A 15023-nucleotide genomic window follows, 5' to 3' on the forward strand; every position below is an offset into this window, starting at 1 on the left:
CGCCTGGATCAGGCGCGTGCGTGCGCACTTTCTGTCATGTCCGCTGGATTTTCAACATCGCGGATGGTGGCCGAGATGCCACAGATGTGAGATTGGCCACAGTGCAAGCGCAAACAGATTCCCGCACTGTCGACCTTCGCGATAGATCGGGCATCGGCGGTGATCGCCACCTAATGGCTTATCAGGAGGCCATAAACCTGGATGAACTGATGGCTCGTTATGCCCTACCCCACGGTAGGTCACATGTCCATAAAACCTTGAGGATATGGACGTCACCTGCCGTTCGTGTGATCGTGTGCGCGCCTTACGCCCCGCGTCCCGTCCGACGGGGCTGTCTGTGCTGTCCGAAATCCCTCTGGTTCACACGGGAGTAGACCGCCGTGCCAGCGCCGCCTCGTCTTCTCAGCCCATTCGTGCGCACGCGCACACGGCTGTCACTCACCCTCGGCCTCGTACTGGCCGCACTCACCGCAGCGCTCCTGCCCTGGTGGCAGCCGAGCGCGCCCCCGACCGCCAAGTCCCCCGTCACGGACGCCAAGCAGGCGTCGACCGGCCCGCGTGACGAGGCCGCCGCCGCGGCCGAGGCCAAGCGGACCGGCAAGAAGGTGCTCGTCGACACGGCGACCACCCAGACCCAGCTGATCTGGGCGATGCCCAACGGCAAGATGCACACCCAGATCCACGCCCTGCCGCAGCGTGCGAAGAACGCCCAGGGCAACTGGGCGCCGATCGACAACACACTGCGCCGGACGAAGAACGCCGGCCCGCTGGGCATCCGCCCGGTGAACGCCGCCACGCCTGTCCGCTTCGCCGGCGGCACCGAGGCAGCTCGCGCCGACCGCTCGTACAGCCGTCTGCCCCTCGCCGAGGGCGTCGCGAACGAGACCCTGCTCGCCGAGGTCGACCTCGGTGGCCACACCATCGCTTACACCTGGCCGGGCACCCTGCCCGAGCCGGTCCTTGACGGCCCGCGTGCCCTCTACCCCGAGGTCTTCCCGGGCGTCGACCTGCTGCTGATCGTGCGTGAGGAGGGCGGCTTCGGCCAGCTCCTCATCGTCAAGGACAAGCAGGCCGCGCAGAACAAGGACCTCGCCACCGTCGCGTACGGCCTGCGCTCGAAGACCGCGGTCTTCCGTACCGACGCGAAGGCGAACCGGATCCAGGTCCTGGACAAGGCGGGCCAGGAGGTCGGCTCCATCCCGACCCCGTTCGCCTGGGACTCCTCCGGCCGCGATTCCGAACTCCCGGCGGGCACCCCGCCGCGCACCTCGGTGGCCACCTCCGCCGACGTGCTCAAGCTGTCGGGTCTGACCGGCATCGAGCCCGGCGCCCGCTCCGCGCAGCTGCCCGTCACCCTCGACGGCAACGACACCGGTGAAGCCCGGCTCCACCTGAACGTCGCCGAGACCGGCCTGCTCACGCACAAGGACACGAAGTTCCCGGTCTTCATCGACCCGCCGCTCAACAGCGACTGGCTCGCGTGGACCGTGGCGTACAAGAAGTACCCGAACTCCAGCTTCTGGAACGGCACCAACTTCTCCTCCGGCACCTCCGACGCCCGTGTCGGCTACGAGAGCGAGACCGGCGGCCTGGCCCGCTCGTTCTGGCGGATGCGGTTCTCCTCCACCTACGAGGGCGCGAAGTTCGACTGGGCCTCGTTCAAGATCCTCAACAACCATTCGTGGTCCTGCAGCGACCGTCAGATGGAGTTCTGGCTGACCGGCTCCATCTCCTCCGGTACGACCTGGAACGCGCAGCCGAGCTGGTCGCGCGTCCTGCAGAAGAAGTCCTTCGCGCACGGCTGGTCGAGCTCCTGCCCGGACGCGTACGAGGCATTCACGGTGACGTCCGCGGCTCAGGAAGGCGCGGACAAGGGCTGGTCGAACATCACCTTCGGCATGCGGGCGACCAGCGAGACCGACACCCAGACCTGGCGCAAGTTCAAGGCCACGGGTGCCGTGATGGAGGGCCAGTTCAACCGTCCCCCGGCCCAGCCGACCTCCGGCACTTCCTCGCCCGGTGGCGACTGCGTGCCCGGCCCGACCGACAGCGTGTTGATCGGCCGGACCACCATCACCCTGAAGGCCAAGGGCTACGACCCCGACGGCACCCTGCCCAATCTGCACTTCCGCTTCTGGAAGACCGGCGAGACCACCAAGAAGGAGCTCACCGTCGCCCCGGACGGCACCGGCTACGGCAAGATGATCATCCAGGCCGACGACCCGCTGCTGGCGGGCATCACGACCAACACCCTCTACTCGTGGGACGTACGCGCCGAGGACGAGACGTACCCGGCCGCAGGCTCCACCTCGTACTTCTTCCCGACCGGCAGCGAGCCCTGCCGGATCACCGTCGACCCGACCGCCCCGCCGCAGCCGGACATCACCAGCACCGTGTTCACGGAGGCCACGAGCGACGGCAAGACGTGGGCGTCGGTGAAGTTCGGCTCGTCCGGTGACTTCACCTTCACCGCCGCCGGCGCCAGCAAGTTCCGCTGGGCCTTCGAGGGCGTCGGCTACGTCGACGCGCCGACTCCGGTCAACGGCAAGGTCACCATCACCGGCGTGCAGCCCAAGCACGCCGGCCCGAACGTGCTGACCGTCTACGCCTACGACGTCAACGGCAACCAGAGCATCCGCGGGGACTACCGGTTCTACCTGCCACCGCGCGACAGGGCCGACGGCCCCGGCGACACGGGTGGCGACGACATCGCCGACCTCATCGTCATCAACGCCGACGGCAACCTGCGCAACTGTGTCGGCTCCCCCGACGGCGAGCTGTACACCTGCCTGGCCGCCTCCTACGAGACCGTCAACACCAAGCTCGACCCGGCCGGCCACTGGTGGAACGGCACCAAGGCCGCGCTGATCGCGCACTACGACGACGTCTACCCCGGCGACGGTTCGACCGACCTGTTCGCGGTCTCCCCGGACGGCCAGTTCTGGCTCTACCCGGGCGACGGCTACGGCAGCTTCAACGTCGACGACCGCATCAAGCTCCGTCTGCCGTCCAACGCCCCGGCTCCGTCCACCTGGACGCAGATGAAGGCGATCGGCGACATCACCGGCGACAAGAAGCCCGACCTGGCCCTGCGGGCCGGCACGGCCTTCTGGGTGCTGTCCGGCTACACCGGCGCCACCTTCGAGACCGCCACGCTGATGGAGGGCACCGCCTGGGCCCCGCGTGACATCGTCAACATCGCCGACATCAACAAGGACGCGACGCCGGACCTGCTCTGGCGCAACGTCGACAACGGCAACATGTACGTCCGTCACGGCAAGCCCGGCGCGGTCGCCGGCAGCGTCGACCTGGAGTCGATCAAGCTGGCCGCCAACTCGCTCAACGGCGACGTCTCCTACGGCACCGGCTGGACCGCGGCCGCCGTGGGGGTCGCGATCGGCATCCCGGACATCAACGCCACCAGGGACGGCGTCCCGGACATCTGGGCCCGCTTCGAGGACACCGGAAACATCAAGGTGTACCACCCGACCACCACCGGCACCGGCGCAGTGGTCAAGACCGTGCTGTCGGTGGACTGGAGGACCATCAAGGCCTTCGGCTGACATCCCGTTCCGCACAGCGGTGAGCCCCCGGCGCGACGCGCCGGGGGCTCACCCCTTTTACTTCCCCAACGTTGTGTCAGCCGCTGATCGGCTTGCGGATCTCCGCGCGGATCTTGGCCGTGGTCTCGGCGAGCTCGGCCAGGTCGATGTCCTTCGGGTCGGCGGTCGCCGACTCGGGCGTGACGAGGGCCACGGCGGCCGCGGTGTTGCCGTCGCCCCAGGCGCACATGGGGAGCGTGGTCGTGGCGAGGCCGTCCTTCGACGTGGTGACCTGGCAGCTGACGGTCACGCCGTATCCGGCGGGGGTGAACTCCTTGGGCCGGACGACGAGCGTGGAGCCCTTCTCCGTGGCAGCGCCCCTGAGAATGGAGGAACGGGTGAGCTCGGCGTTCTTGATGCGCCCGTGCATTCCGGAGATGACGAGGGCGGACCCGTCCTTGCCGCTGTACTGTCCGACCGCCGCCTTGGCGTCCTTCACGGTGAGATCGGGAGTGTCCTCGATCTCCTTGCCCTCGGTCTCGGAGAGGTCGGAGACCAGCGTGTACTCGCCTGCGAGGAGCGTCTTGGGCACGACGAGCTTGTGCGTCGCCTCGGGGAAGGACCCGGCGACCCCGGAGATCCCGACCTTGGCCGCGTAACCGAGACCGCCGACCAGGACCAGGGACCCGAGGACGATCGCGACGATCGCCCCGGCCGACAGCTTCTTCTTCGGCGGCGGGCCCATGGGCGGCTGCCCCCAGGCGCCGGCTCCGGGCCCCGGGTACTGCTGGGGAACGCCGGGCTGGGGGAAGCCCTGAGCCGGGTATCCCTGCGGCTGCGGGGGCGGCACAGGACCGCCGTACGGGTTGTGAGGCGGCTGACTGGCGGGCGGCGGCGGCATGCTCATGCCGGGCACGCTACGTCACCCGCGCGGACACCCGTGGGCCCGGGGCCGCCCTACCCCTCCCCCGCGCCCTCCGCGATCGCCTCCGCCACCTCCGCGACCCGCGCCCGCTCCTCCGTCGCGAACCGCTCACGGTCCAGCGCCTCCGCGATCTCCTCGTCCTGGGTCATCAGCAGGTCCAGGTTCGAGTCGCCGAGGTCGAAGACGCCCATGTCCAGGTAGGCCTTCTGGAGGCGCTCGCCCCAGAGGCCGATGTCCTTCACGCACGGGACGATCCGGCTGAACAGCAGCTTGCGGAAGAGGTGCAGGAACTCGCTCTGCTCGCTGAGTTCCTCCGCCTCCTTCCTCCCGATCCCGAAGTTCTCCAGGACCTCGACCCCGCGCAGCCGGTCCCGCATCAGATAGCAGCCCTCGATCACGAACTCCTCGCGCTCGCGCAGTTCCGCGTCCGACAGCTGCCTGTAGTAGTCGCGCAGCGCCATCCGCCCGAAGGCCACGTGCCGGGCCTCGTCCTGCATCACGTACGCGAGGATCTGCTTCGGGAGCGGCTTGTCGGTGGTGTCGCGGATCATGCCGAACGCGGCGAGCGCCAGGCCCTCGATCAGGACCTGCATGCCGAGGTACGGCATGTCCCAGCGGGAGTCGCGCAGGGTGTCGCCGAGGAGGCCCTGGAGGTTGTCGTTGATCGGGTAGAGCATCCCGATCTTCTCGTGCAGGAAGCGGCCGTAGACCTCCGCATGCCGGGCCTCGTCCATCGTCTGCGTCGCCGAGTAGAACTTGGCGTCCAGGTCGGGGACGGACTCGACGATCCGCGCGGCGCAGATCATCGCGCCCTGCTCGCCGTGGAGGAACTGGCTGAACTGCCAGGAGGTGTAGTGCCGGCGCAGCTCGCCCTTGTCCTTCTCCGTCATCTTGGCCCAGTGCCGGGTGCCGTAGAGCGTGAGGACGTCGTCCGGGGTGCCGAGCGGGTCGTACGGGTCGACCTCCAGCTCCCAGTCGATGCGCTTGGCGCCGTCCCACTGCTTGTCCTTGCCCTTCTGGTAGAGGGCGAGGAGCCGTTCGCGGCCGTCTTCGTATTCCCAGCCGAAGCGCGCCGAACCGGTGGCCGGGACCTGCCAGATGGGGTCGGCCGGGGCTTTCGTGTAGAGGTCGTGCGTCGACACTGACGACTCCTTGCTCTCACTGGACTGCTCGCCGGACGTGGTCCTCCGGGCAGGCTGACACCTTGGTAGACACCCAGTCAACAAGTCGCGCACAAGGGATTGACGGGGTTACTGACGAGCAGTCTCATAAGAGGCGACCGCCGGTAACCCGACCGCGAGCACAGCGAGGTGTCGCACCGTCATGACCACGCGTACCGCCCCCACCGAGCAGGACTTCACCCTCCTCCGGGACGCCCTCGGCCCGCTCCGTGACCGGGAGCAGGTCGCCGCGCGGCTGCTCGAGTCCTCCCTCAAGCATTCCTTCGACCCCGAGACCGAGCTCGACTGGGACGCGCCCTTCGAGGACGGCAAGTGGTTCTGGCCTCCGGAGCTGGTCTCCCTCTACGACACCCCGATGTGGCGGCGGATGTCGGAGGAGCAGCGGATGGACCTCGCCCGGCACGAGACCGCCTCACTCGCCTCGCTCGGCATCTGGTTCGAGATCATCCTGATGCAGCTGCTCGTCCGGCACATCTACGACAAGTCCCTCACCAGCGACCACGTGCGCTACGCGCTCACCGAGATCGCCGACGAGTGCCGCCACTCGATGATGTTCGCGAAGATGATCCAGAAGGGCGGGGCGCCCGCCTACCCGGTGCCGCGGGTCTACCACAACCTCGCCCGCGTCCTGAAGACCGTCTCCACGACCCCCGGCTCCTTCGCCGCGACCCTTCTCGGCGAGGAGATCCTGGACTGGATGCAGCGGCTGACCTTCCCGGACGAGCGCGTCCAGACGCTGGTACGGGGCGTCACCCGCATCCACGTCGTCGAGGAGGCACGGCACGTGCGCTACGCCCGCGAGGAGCTGCGGCGCCAGATGGTGACCGCCCCGCGCTGGGAGCAGGAGTTCACCCGCCTCAGCTGCGGCGAGGCGGCCCGCGTCTTCTCCGTCTGCTTCATCAACCCCCAGGTGTACGAGAACGTGGGCCTGGACCGCCGCGAGGCCGTCGCCCAGGTCAGGGCGAGCGGCCACCGCCGGGAGGTCATGCAGTCCGGCGCGAGGAGGCTGACCGACTTCCTGGACGACATCGGCGTGCTCCGGGGCGCGGGGCGGCGGCTCTGGAAGTCGTCGGGCCTGCTGGCGTGAGGACCTGGGGCCCCGGGCGGCGGCTCTGGCCACGCGGCGGAGCCGCACATCGCATACAGCGTCCGGGCTGTTGGCCTGAGTGTCGCCCTCCGGAGTTACCCTGCGAGGCATGACCAGTGCCGCCTCGCCCGCGTACCGCCGCCTCAGCGTCGAGGAACGACGGGTGCAGCTGCTCGCCGCCGCCCTGACGCTCTTCGCGCACCGGGCGCCCGACGAGGTCTCCCTCGACGACGTCGCCGAGGCGGCGGGCGTCTCGCGCCCGCTCGTCTACCGGTACTTCCCCGGCGGCAAGCAGCAGCTGTACGAGGCGGCCCTGCGCTCCTCCGCCGACGCGCTGGAGCGCTGCTTCGCCGAGCCCCCCATCGGCCCGCCGACCGAGCGGCTCGGCCGGGTCCTGGACCGCTATCTGGCCTTCGTGGACGAGCACGACGCCGGTTTCAGCGCCCTCCTCCGTGGCGGCAGCGTCGCCGAGACGTCCCGGACCACGGCCATCGTGGACGAGGTGCGGCGCGCCGCGGCGGAGCAGATCCTCGTCCACCTCGGGGTGGAGGCGCCCGGGCCCCGGCTGCGGATGATGGTCCGCACCTGGATCGCGGCGGTGGAGGCCGCCTCGCTGATCTGGCTCGACGAGGACAAGCAACCGGCCACCCCCGAGCTGCGGGACTGGCTGGTCGACCATCTGATCGCGCTGCTCGCCGCCACGGCCGCGACGGACGAGGAGACGGCGAGGGTCGTCAAGCAGCTCCTCGCGCAGGAGACCGCCGAGGGGCCGGTCGGCACGCTGGCACGGCGCGTGACCCCCGTGGTGAGCGAGGCGGCACACCTCATATGAGACTGGTCCCGTGAAGAGCGAGAACACCCCTTTCCGCGGCGGCCCTCTGGACGGCCGGGTCCTGCCCGTCCTCCTCGGACCGACCGGGCATCCACCGAAGTGGTACGAGGTGCCGGTCCCGGACGCGGACGGCGGACCGCCGACGGTCCACGCCTACCGCCGCGAACCGGCCGGACACACCAAGCGGCTCGGGCTGCCGCGCGGCTGGGTGTACGAGTACGCCCCCGAGGGCCGTGAGCGGCGCGAGCTGAAGTGGCCGTGGTCCAAGCCGAACGGGTGAGCACCTTAGCCCGAATCGCCCCTTCGTAGGCTCATCGCACCCCCTGACCCCCGCATCATCTCGATGGAGGTGATGACGTGTCAGGAAAGCTGCTGCGCACGGTCTACACGGGGGTGCTGGCCGCGGCGACGGCACTGGCGGGGGTCCCGGCAGCGACGGCGGACGATCCGGTGGACCCGCCGGTGGAGGCGCCTGCGGAGGCGCCGGCCGCGGTCGGGGAGGACGATCCGCCGACGGACGGCTCGGGGGAGATCCCCGACACCAAGGACCCGGCGGACGTCACCGACCCCACCGACGGCACCGACGCCACCCCCCTCGACGACGCCGCCGAACTCCCTCCCCCCGGCGGCGACTCGGTTGCCGGGCTCCTCGCGCGCCTCCAGACCCTCTACCGCCAGGCCGAGCAGGCCAGCGAGGCCTTCAACGCCACCGACGAGGCCCTGCGCCTCCAGACCACCGACACCAAGAAGGTCACCGACGCCCTCACCCGCGCCCGCGAGCGCCTCGCCCAGGGGCGGAACGCGGCCGGGCGGCTGGCCAGGGAGCAGTACCAGGGGCGGTCGGAACTCTCCTCGTACCTGCGGCTGCTGCTCTCCGACGACCCCGAGCACGCCCTGGACCAGAGCCATCTGATGGCCCGTGCGGCCCGCGAACGGGCCACGACCGTCTCGCGACTCACGGCGGCCGAGAAGAAGGCCGACGAGCTGGCGAGCGCCTCCCGCAAGGCCCTGGACCGGCAGCAGGGGCTCGTCGCGCGGCAGAAGAAGCAACGCGACGACGTCCAGAAACGGCTGAAGGAGGTCCAGAAGCTGCTCGCCTCGCTCCCCACCCACCAGCTCGCCCGGCTCACCGAACTCGAACGGACCCAGACCGCCGGTGCCCAAAGCGACCTCCTCGACACGGGCGTCCTGGACGGCAAGCGGACCCCCTCACGGGCGGGCGGGGAGGCGCTGCGGTACGCGGTGCGGCAGATCGGCAAACCGTACGTGTGGGGCGCCGAGGGACCGGAGTCGTACGACTGCTCGGGGCTGACCTCGCAGGCCTGGGCGAGCGCCGGCCGGGAGATCCCGCGCACCAGCCAGGAGCAGTGGCGGACCCTCCCCAGGGTGCCGCTGCGCGAGCTGCGCCCCGGTGACCTGGTGGTCTACTTCCCCGAGGCCACCCATGTGGCGATCTACCTCGGCCACGGCCTCGTCGTCCAGGCCCCGCGCCCGGGCGCCCGCGTGAAGGTGTCCCCCATCGCCGCCAACCCGCTCCTGGGCGCCGTCCGCCCCGATCCGACCGCCCCCGCGCTCCCCACGTACACGCCGCCCGAGCTCCCGGCGGGAGCGACGGACGGCGGGGACGAGGGGTTCGACCAGGGTCAGCCCTGAGCGACCTCGGCCAGGTACGCGGAGGTCTTCTCCGGGTCGTAGAAGAAGTTCTCGAAGTCGGCCGGGTCGTTGAAGCCGTTCGCGAAGCGGTCGGCGACCGGCTGGAGCTGTCCGGCCGCGCCGATCAGGTTCAGGACGTGCTCCGGCGGGACGCCGAGCATCGCGTTCGTCCACTTGGTGACGTGCTGCGCCGTGTTCCAGTACCGGTCGAACGTGGACCGCATCCACGCCTCGTCGAACGGCTTGTCGCCGTTCTCCACGATCGACGCGAGGTAGGCGGCGGCGCACTTGGAGGCCGAGTTCGAGCCCTGGCCGGTGATCGGGTCGTTGGCGACGACGACGTCCGCGACGCCCAGGACCAGACCGCCGCCGGGGAGGCGGCCGATCGGGTTGCGGACGGTCGGGGCGTAGCGGCCCGCCAGGGTGCCGCCCGCGTCGGTCAGTTCGACCTTGGTGGCCCGCGCGTACTCCCAGGGCGTGAACTTCTCCATCAGTTCGAGCGTCAGGGAGAGGTGCTCCGCCGGGTCCTTGACGCCCTGGAAGACATCGAGCGGGCCGCCGGGTATGCCCTCCCAGAAGAGGATGTCGGCGCGGCCGGAGGTGGTCAGGGTCGGCATGACGAAGAGCTCGCCGACGCCCGGGACCAGGTTGCAGCGGACCGCGTCGAAGTCCGGGTGTTCGGGGCGCGGGCCGAGGCCGTGGACGTACGCGACGGCCAGCGCGCGCTGCGGCTCGCCGTACGGGGAACGGGCGGCGTCCCGGCCGAACATGGAGACCAGCTCACCCTTGCCGGCGGAGACCAGGACCAGGTCGTACGTACGGGAGAAGAAGTCCAGGTCGGAGACCGCCGCGCCGTGGATGACGAGCTGGCCGCCGCGCTGGGCGAAGGTCTCCATCCAGCCGGCCATCTTCACGCGCTGGTCGACGGACTGGGCGTAGCCGTCGAGCTTCCCGACCCAGTCGATGGCGCGGGAGGAGTCGGGGGCCGCCACCGACACGCCGAGGCCCTCGATCCGCGGGGCCTGGGACTCCCAGAAGTCGATGCCGAGGTCGCGCTCGTGCTGGAGCGCGGTGTCGAACATGCACTGCGTGGACATGACCCGGCCGGACCGGATCTCGTCCGCGGTGCGGTTGGACATGAGGGTGACCTCGTACCCCTGCGACTGGAGTCCGAGGGCGAGCTGGAGGCCGGACTGGCCGGCTCCGACGATGAGTATCTTCCGCATGGCGGGTGTTCCTAACGAGTCACTCGGGCTGTTCGGGGCTGGCTTCGAGCGCGTGCGCGACCATCGCGAGCAGCGTTTCGACGACGCTGTACCGCTTGCGCGCGTCCATGATCACGACGGGTACGTGCGGAGGCACGGTGAGAGCCTCGCGGACATCCTCGGGCTCGAACGGCTCGGTGCCCTCGAAGTGGTTGACGGCGACGATGTACGGCAGTCCGCAGCTCTCGAAGTAGTCGAGGGCGGGGAAGCAGTCGGTGAGCCGGCGGGTGTCGGCGAGGACGACCGCGCCGATCGCGCCGCGCACCAGGTCGTCCCACATGAACCAGAAGCGCTGCTGGCCGGGCGTACCGAAGACGTACAGCACGAGGTCGTCGTCGAGGGTGATCCGGCCGAAGTCCATCGCCACGGTGGTGGTGAGCTTGTCGGGCGTCGCGGTGAGATCGTCGCTCTCCTCGCTGGCCTGGGTCATCAGGGCCTCGGTCTGGAGCGGAGTGATCTCCGAGACGGCCCGGACGAAGGTCGTCTTGCCGACGCCGAAGCCGCCCGCGACGACGACCTTGGTCGCGATGGGCGCGCGGGTGTGGTCGAGCTGCCAGTCCCGGGCGCCGTCTTCGGCGTTCACCTCGGGGACGGTGGCGAGAGCCGGGGCAGCGGCTTCAGAGACGGCGGAGTCCACTCAGCACCCTTTCGAGCAGCGCGCGGTCGGGCTGGCCGGTGCCGTGACCGGTCCCGTACACACGGATCTTTCCCTGGTCGGCCAGGTCGCTGAGCAGCACCCGGACGACACCCAAGGGCATCTTCAGGAGCGCCGAGATCTCCGCGACGGTACGCATCCGGCGGCAGATCTCGACGATGGCCCGCATCTCCGGCATGAGCCGGCGGGCCGGCCCGCCGTCCGTGAGCACCCTGCGCTCGGGCGACGCCTCCAGGGCGGCGACGAAGGTCTCGACGAGCAGGACGTGGCCAAAGCGGGTGCGGCCGCCGGTGAGCGAGTACGGGCGTACGCGCGCGGGGCGCCGGCCTTCGCCTCGCATCGGCAGCTTGTGGGCGTGGGAGGCGGACGTCACTGGGTGCTCTCCATCGATTTGCGCAGCTCGCTGCGGAGTTCGGGGGTGAGTACGTGTCCGGCGCGGCCCACGAAGAGGGCCATGTGGTACGCCACGACGCTCATGTCGCAGTCGGGCTCGGCGTGCACGCCGAGCAGCGAGCCGTCGCTGATGGACATGACGAAGACGCTGCCCTCGTCCATCGCGACCATCGTCTGCTTGACTCCGCCGCCGTCCATCAGCCGGGCGGCACCGACGGTGAGGCTGCCGATGCCGGAGACGATCGTGGCGAGGTCGGCGCTGGAGCCCCGCGGGCCCGTCGGGCGTTCCTCGGCGGGCGTGGCGTTCTGGGCCGCGGGGTCGGACGACAGCAGGAGCAGTCCGTCGGAGGAGACGACGGCGACCGAGCGGACCCCGGGCACCTCCTCGACGAGGTTGCCCAGCAGCCAGTGCAGATTGCGGGCTTCCTTGCTCAGTCCGAATGTTCCGGTCGCAGTCAACTGCGTGCCTCCTCGACTGTGTCCCCCGTCTTCTCCTCGGTGCGTGCTTCGATCTCGGCCTCGACTTCCCTGCGGCCCTCCTCGGCACCCTGGTGGAATCCGCCGAGCCTGCGGCGCAGCACCTCGGGGTCCATGCCGCCGGCGCGCGGGGCGGGCGTGGTGTCGGACTGCTGGACGATTTTCGGGGTGCGCTTGGGCAGTCCCTTGTCAGTGACGCGCTGGACGTCCGGCTCCCCGGTCTCCGCGGTCTCCGCGGTCTCCGCGGTCTCCGTCGTCTCCTCGGGGGCGCGCTCGTGGGCGTCGGGTTCCGGGGGCGGGTCGGGGAGGCGGACCTGGAGGGTGGTCTCGGCGGGCGTCGGCTCGAAAGGCTCGGCAGGCTCCGGAGGCTCCGCGGGGGAGTCCACCGGGGCCTCGGTCTCCGTCTCGGTCGCCGCCTCGAAGGCGCGTTCCGCGGCCTCGACGAGGGGGTCGCGGGTGCGGGTCGGGAGGGCGTTGGAGTTCGCCTCGGCGACCGAGCCCGGGAGGTTCAGCGTGGGCGCCGCACCCGCCACCGGGACGGCCGGCGGGCCCGCGGTCGGCGGGGCCGTCGGGAGCAGCAGCTGCGGCAGCACGACGACCGCCGCGATGCCGCCCTGCTTCTGCTCGCGCAGCTCCACCCGTACGCCGTGGCGGGCGGCGAGCAGGGCGGTGACGCGGATGCCGAGCCCCTCGCCCTCGACGTCGGCCGGGTCGGCCTCGGCGAGCCGTGCGTTGAGCTCGGCGAGCCGGGACTCGGTCATGCCGATGCCCTCGTCCTGGACGGAGAGCATGACCTCGCCGCTCTCCAGGAGCCAGCCGGAGAGCTGGACCTGGGCGTCGGGCGGCGAGAAGGAGGTGGCGTTCTCCAGGAGCTCGGCGATCAGGTGGCTGAGGTCGTCCGCGGCGAAGCCGGCGATCTGGGCGTGCGGCGGCAGGGACTGGATGGTGACCCGCTCGTACCGCTCGATCTCGCTGACGGCGGCGCGCAGCACGTCGACGAGCGGGACAGGACCGGGGTGACCGTGGACGTGCTCGTGGCCGGCGAGGACGAGGAGGTTCTCGCTGTGGCGGCGCATGACGGTCGCCATGTGGTCGAGCTTGAAGAGCGTGGCGAGCCGGTCGGGGTCCTGCTCGCGCTCCTCCAGCTTCTCGATGACGCCGAGCTGCCGCTCCACCAGGCCGAGGCTGCGCAGCGAGAGGTTGACGAAGGTGTGCCGGACGCTGTGCCGGAGCCGTTCGAGCTCGGCGGTGAGGAGGGCGGTGTGGCCCTGGAGTTCGGCGCGCTGGGCGGCGAGTTCGGCGGCGAGGGCCTCGCGGGCGCCCGCCAGTTCGGCGCACTCGCTGTCGAGCTGCGCGGCGCGCCGGCCGAGGTCGGCCAGCTTGCCGTGGAGGGTGTTGAGGGACCGTACGACCTGGGCGAACTCGTCGTTGCGGCCCGTGAAGCGGACCGGCTCCTCGGTCTCCGGCTCCGGGGCGGCGGCCAGGCGCGCGGCGCCGATGCGGAGGACGGCGAGGGGGCGGGTGAGGGTGCGGGCGACGTAGGTGGAGATGCCGATCGCGACCAGCAGGCAGCCGCCGAGGAAGGCGATGCGTACTTCGAGGGCGGTGACGTCGTCGTCGCGGAGCTGGGAGAGGCGCTCCACCCGGGTGGCGGCGAGGGCCGATTCGACGCCGCGCATCTGCTCGACGCGGGCGGAGAGCGCGGCCTCCAGCTTCTCCGGGTCGGTCCTGAGCTCGGACTTGGTGAGCTGCGGCTGGTCGGTGAGCCGGGCGAGGAGCCGCTCGGCGTTCTTCACGTCGGGGCCGGTGACCGTGGCGGCGAGGGAGTCGCGGCCGGTGGCGGTGGCGGCCTGGTCGAAGTCGGCGAGGGTGGCCAGTTCGCGGACCCGGGCCTGCTGGGCGGCGGCCGTGAGGGCGTTGCGGGTGCGGTCGGCCTCGTCGGCGCCCTCCGCCTCGGCGGGGACGTAGGTGCCGGTGACGGGGTCGTAGGTGACGCCGGTCGACTCGGGCTGGGGGACGGCCAGGGCGGCGAGGAGCAGTCCGCGGGTGGCGGAGGCCTGCTCGACGGCGCGGCCGAGGGCGGCGGGGGCCCGGGTGTCCTGGGCGGCGCGGGCGGGGGTCTGCGCGGCGAGCTCGTCGGCGAGGGCCTGGAGCTTGGCGATGACGTCCGTGTACGCCTTGTGGGCTTCGAGGGCGGTGCCTTCGCCGGTGAGGGCGGTACGGCGGATGGAGTTGAGGCCCGCGAGGTCGCGGCGCAGCTCGGCCGGGGCGGCGGGCCGGATCTCGTCGATCTGGCGGTCGACGCGGGTGGAGCGGGTGCTGGTGACCTGCCGCTTCTTCTTGCTGTCGCCCGTCTGCTCGTCCCGTCCGGCGGCGATGTACGCGACGACCTCGTCGCGCTCGTCGGCGAGGGAGTGGGCGAGGGTGACCGCCTGGCGGTCGAGCTCGGCGAGGGTGACCAGGCGCTGGGAGTCCGTCAGTTGCCCGGAGGCGGTGAGGACGGCGGGGGCGCCGGCGGCGAGGACGGTGACGCCGACGAGGGCGACTCCGGCGACGAGGCGGTTGCGGACGCGCTTGGGGCGGCTCGTGCTGGCCGGTGTGGGTACGGCCTGTGTAGGCACGGCTGGGGTGGGCACGGCCGGTGTGGGTATGACGCCGGGGCCCGTGGCGTCGCCCGTGGTCAGCGGGTCACCGGGGGCCTGGCTCCGCGTGCCGTTGTTGCTCCGAGGCCGCTTCTTCTGCACCGGTGCTCGCATTCTCGACTCGTCCGCCCATGAAGCAGAGGTGACGACCGGTCACGTGAAAGAGCGCCCCCACCCCTGGTACGGCTTCCGACCATTCCAGCGCTTCCGGGAAGGGGACGCGCATCGGCCGCGCCGCCACCCGAACGAGTGAACATCACTCCTGAGTTGGCGAACAACTTCCTGTGGCACTTTCCGCGTGGCAGTGCGGGGCGCCGGTTGGATCTTCCGCCCGGGCTTTGGCAGGATGCCCGCCCGCAGCTCGCCGGAGG

At 70.9% G+C, this 15023-nt stretch carries 12 protein-coding genes; 5 read left to right on the forward strand and 7 right to left on the reverse strand.

Annotated features, from left to right (window positions below):
* Positions 1 to 413 precede the first annotated feature (413 nt).
* Complete coding sequence (locus ACZ4VI_RS29600; RefSeq protein ID WP_468004135.1) at positions 414 to 3563, forward strand: DNRLRE domain-containing protein; 3150 nt, start codon at positions 414 to 416, stop codon at positions 3561 to 3563.
* A 76-nt stretch (positions 3564 to 3639) separates the two neighbouring features.
* Here ACZ4VI_RS29600 and ACZ4VI_RS29605 read toward each other — a convergent pair whose 3' ends face one another.
* Positions 3640 to 4449: a hypothetical protein gene (locus ACZ4VI_RS29605; protein ID WP_468004136.1), complete on the reverse strand. Its 810-nt coding sequence runs from the start codon at positions 4447 to 4449 to the stop codon at positions 3640 to 3642.
* Positions 4450 to 4499: 50 nt separating this feature from the next.
* Positions 4500 to 5609, reverse strand: coding sequence for a ferritin-like domain-containing protein (locus ACZ4VI_RS29610; protein ID WP_468004138.1), 1110 nt, complete (start codon positions 5607 to 5609; stop codon positions 4500 to 4502).
* A gap of 181 nt (positions 5610 to 5790) precedes the next feature.
* Here ACZ4VI_RS29610 and ACZ4VI_RS29615 point away from each other — a divergent pair, with 181 nt between their 5' ends.
* From ACZ4VI_RS29615 to ACZ4VI_RS29630, 4 genes are all read left to right on the forward strand, one after another.
* On the forward strand, positions 5791 to 6735 hold the full coding sequence (locus ACZ4VI_RS29615) for an AurF N-oxygenase family protein (RefSeq protein ID WP_468004140.1): 945 nt from the start codon (positions 5791 to 5793) through the stop codon (positions 6733 to 6735).
* Between the two features lie 109 nt (positions 6736 to 6844).
* A complete protein-coding gene (locus ACZ4VI_RS29620; protein ID WP_468004142.1) occupies positions 6845 to 7567 on the forward strand; it encodes a TetR/AcrR family transcriptional regulator in 723 nt (240 codons plus the stop codon).
* Between the two features lie 10 nt (positions 7568 to 7577).
* Complete coding sequence (locus ACZ4VI_RS29625; RefSeq protein WP_468004144.1) at positions 7578 to 7847, forward strand: hypothetical protein; 270 nt, start codon at positions 7578 to 7580, stop codon at positions 7845 to 7847.
* A gap of 77 nt (positions 7848 to 7924) precedes the next feature.
* On the forward strand, positions 7925 to 9220 hold the full coding sequence (locus ACZ4VI_RS29630) for a C40 family peptidase (protein WP_468004145.1): 1296 nt from the start codon (positions 7925 to 7927) through the stop codon (positions 9218 to 9220).
* Here ACZ4VI_RS29630 and ACZ4VI_RS29635 read toward each other — a convergent pair.
* From ACZ4VI_RS29635 to ACZ4VI_RS29655, 5 genes are read right to left on the reverse strand one after another with little or no spacing between them, the layout of a single operon-like run.
* On the reverse strand, positions 9211 to 10446 hold the full coding sequence (locus ACZ4VI_RS29635; RefSeq protein WP_468004147.1) for a styrene monooxygenase/indole monooxygenase family protein: 1236 nt from the start codon (positions 10444 to 10446) through the stop codon (positions 9211 to 9213). The two genes, ACZ4VI_RS29630 and ACZ4VI_RS29635, sit on opposite strands and share 10 nt — an antisense overlap.
* Before the next feature lie 19 nt (positions 10447 to 10465).
* Positions 10466 to 11122: a GTP-binding protein gene (locus tag ACZ4VI_RS29640; RefSeq protein ID WP_468004149.1), complete on the reverse strand. Its 657-nt coding sequence runs from the start codon at positions 11120 to 11122 to the stop codon at positions 10466 to 10468.
* Positions 11103 to 11480, reverse strand: coding sequence for a DUF742 domain-containing protein (locus ACZ4VI_RS29645; protein ID WP_468004199.1), 378 nt, complete (start codon positions 11478 to 11480; stop codon positions 11103 to 11105). The genes ACZ4VI_RS29640 and ACZ4VI_RS29645 overlap by 20 nt, the downstream gene beginning before the upstream one ends.
* 29 nt (positions 11481 to 11509) lie before the next feature.
* Complete coding sequence (locus tag ACZ4VI_RS29650) at positions 11510 to 11992, reverse strand: roadblock/LC7 domain-containing protein (RefSeq protein ID WP_468004151.1); 483 nt, start codon at positions 11990 to 11992, stop codon at positions 11510 to 11512.
* Complete coding sequence (locus tag ACZ4VI_RS29655) at positions 11989 to 14766, reverse strand: sensor histidine kinase (RefSeq protein ID WP_468004152.1); 2778 nt, start codon at positions 14764 to 14766, stop codon at positions 11989 to 11991. Before ACZ4VI_RS29655 ends, ACZ4VI_RS29650 begins: the two co-directional genes overlap by 4 nt.
* Between the last annotated feature and the right edge of the window lie 257 nt (positions 14767 to 15023).

The sequence above is a fragment of the Streptomyces sp. NPDC029169 genome, from assembly GCF_055563935.1.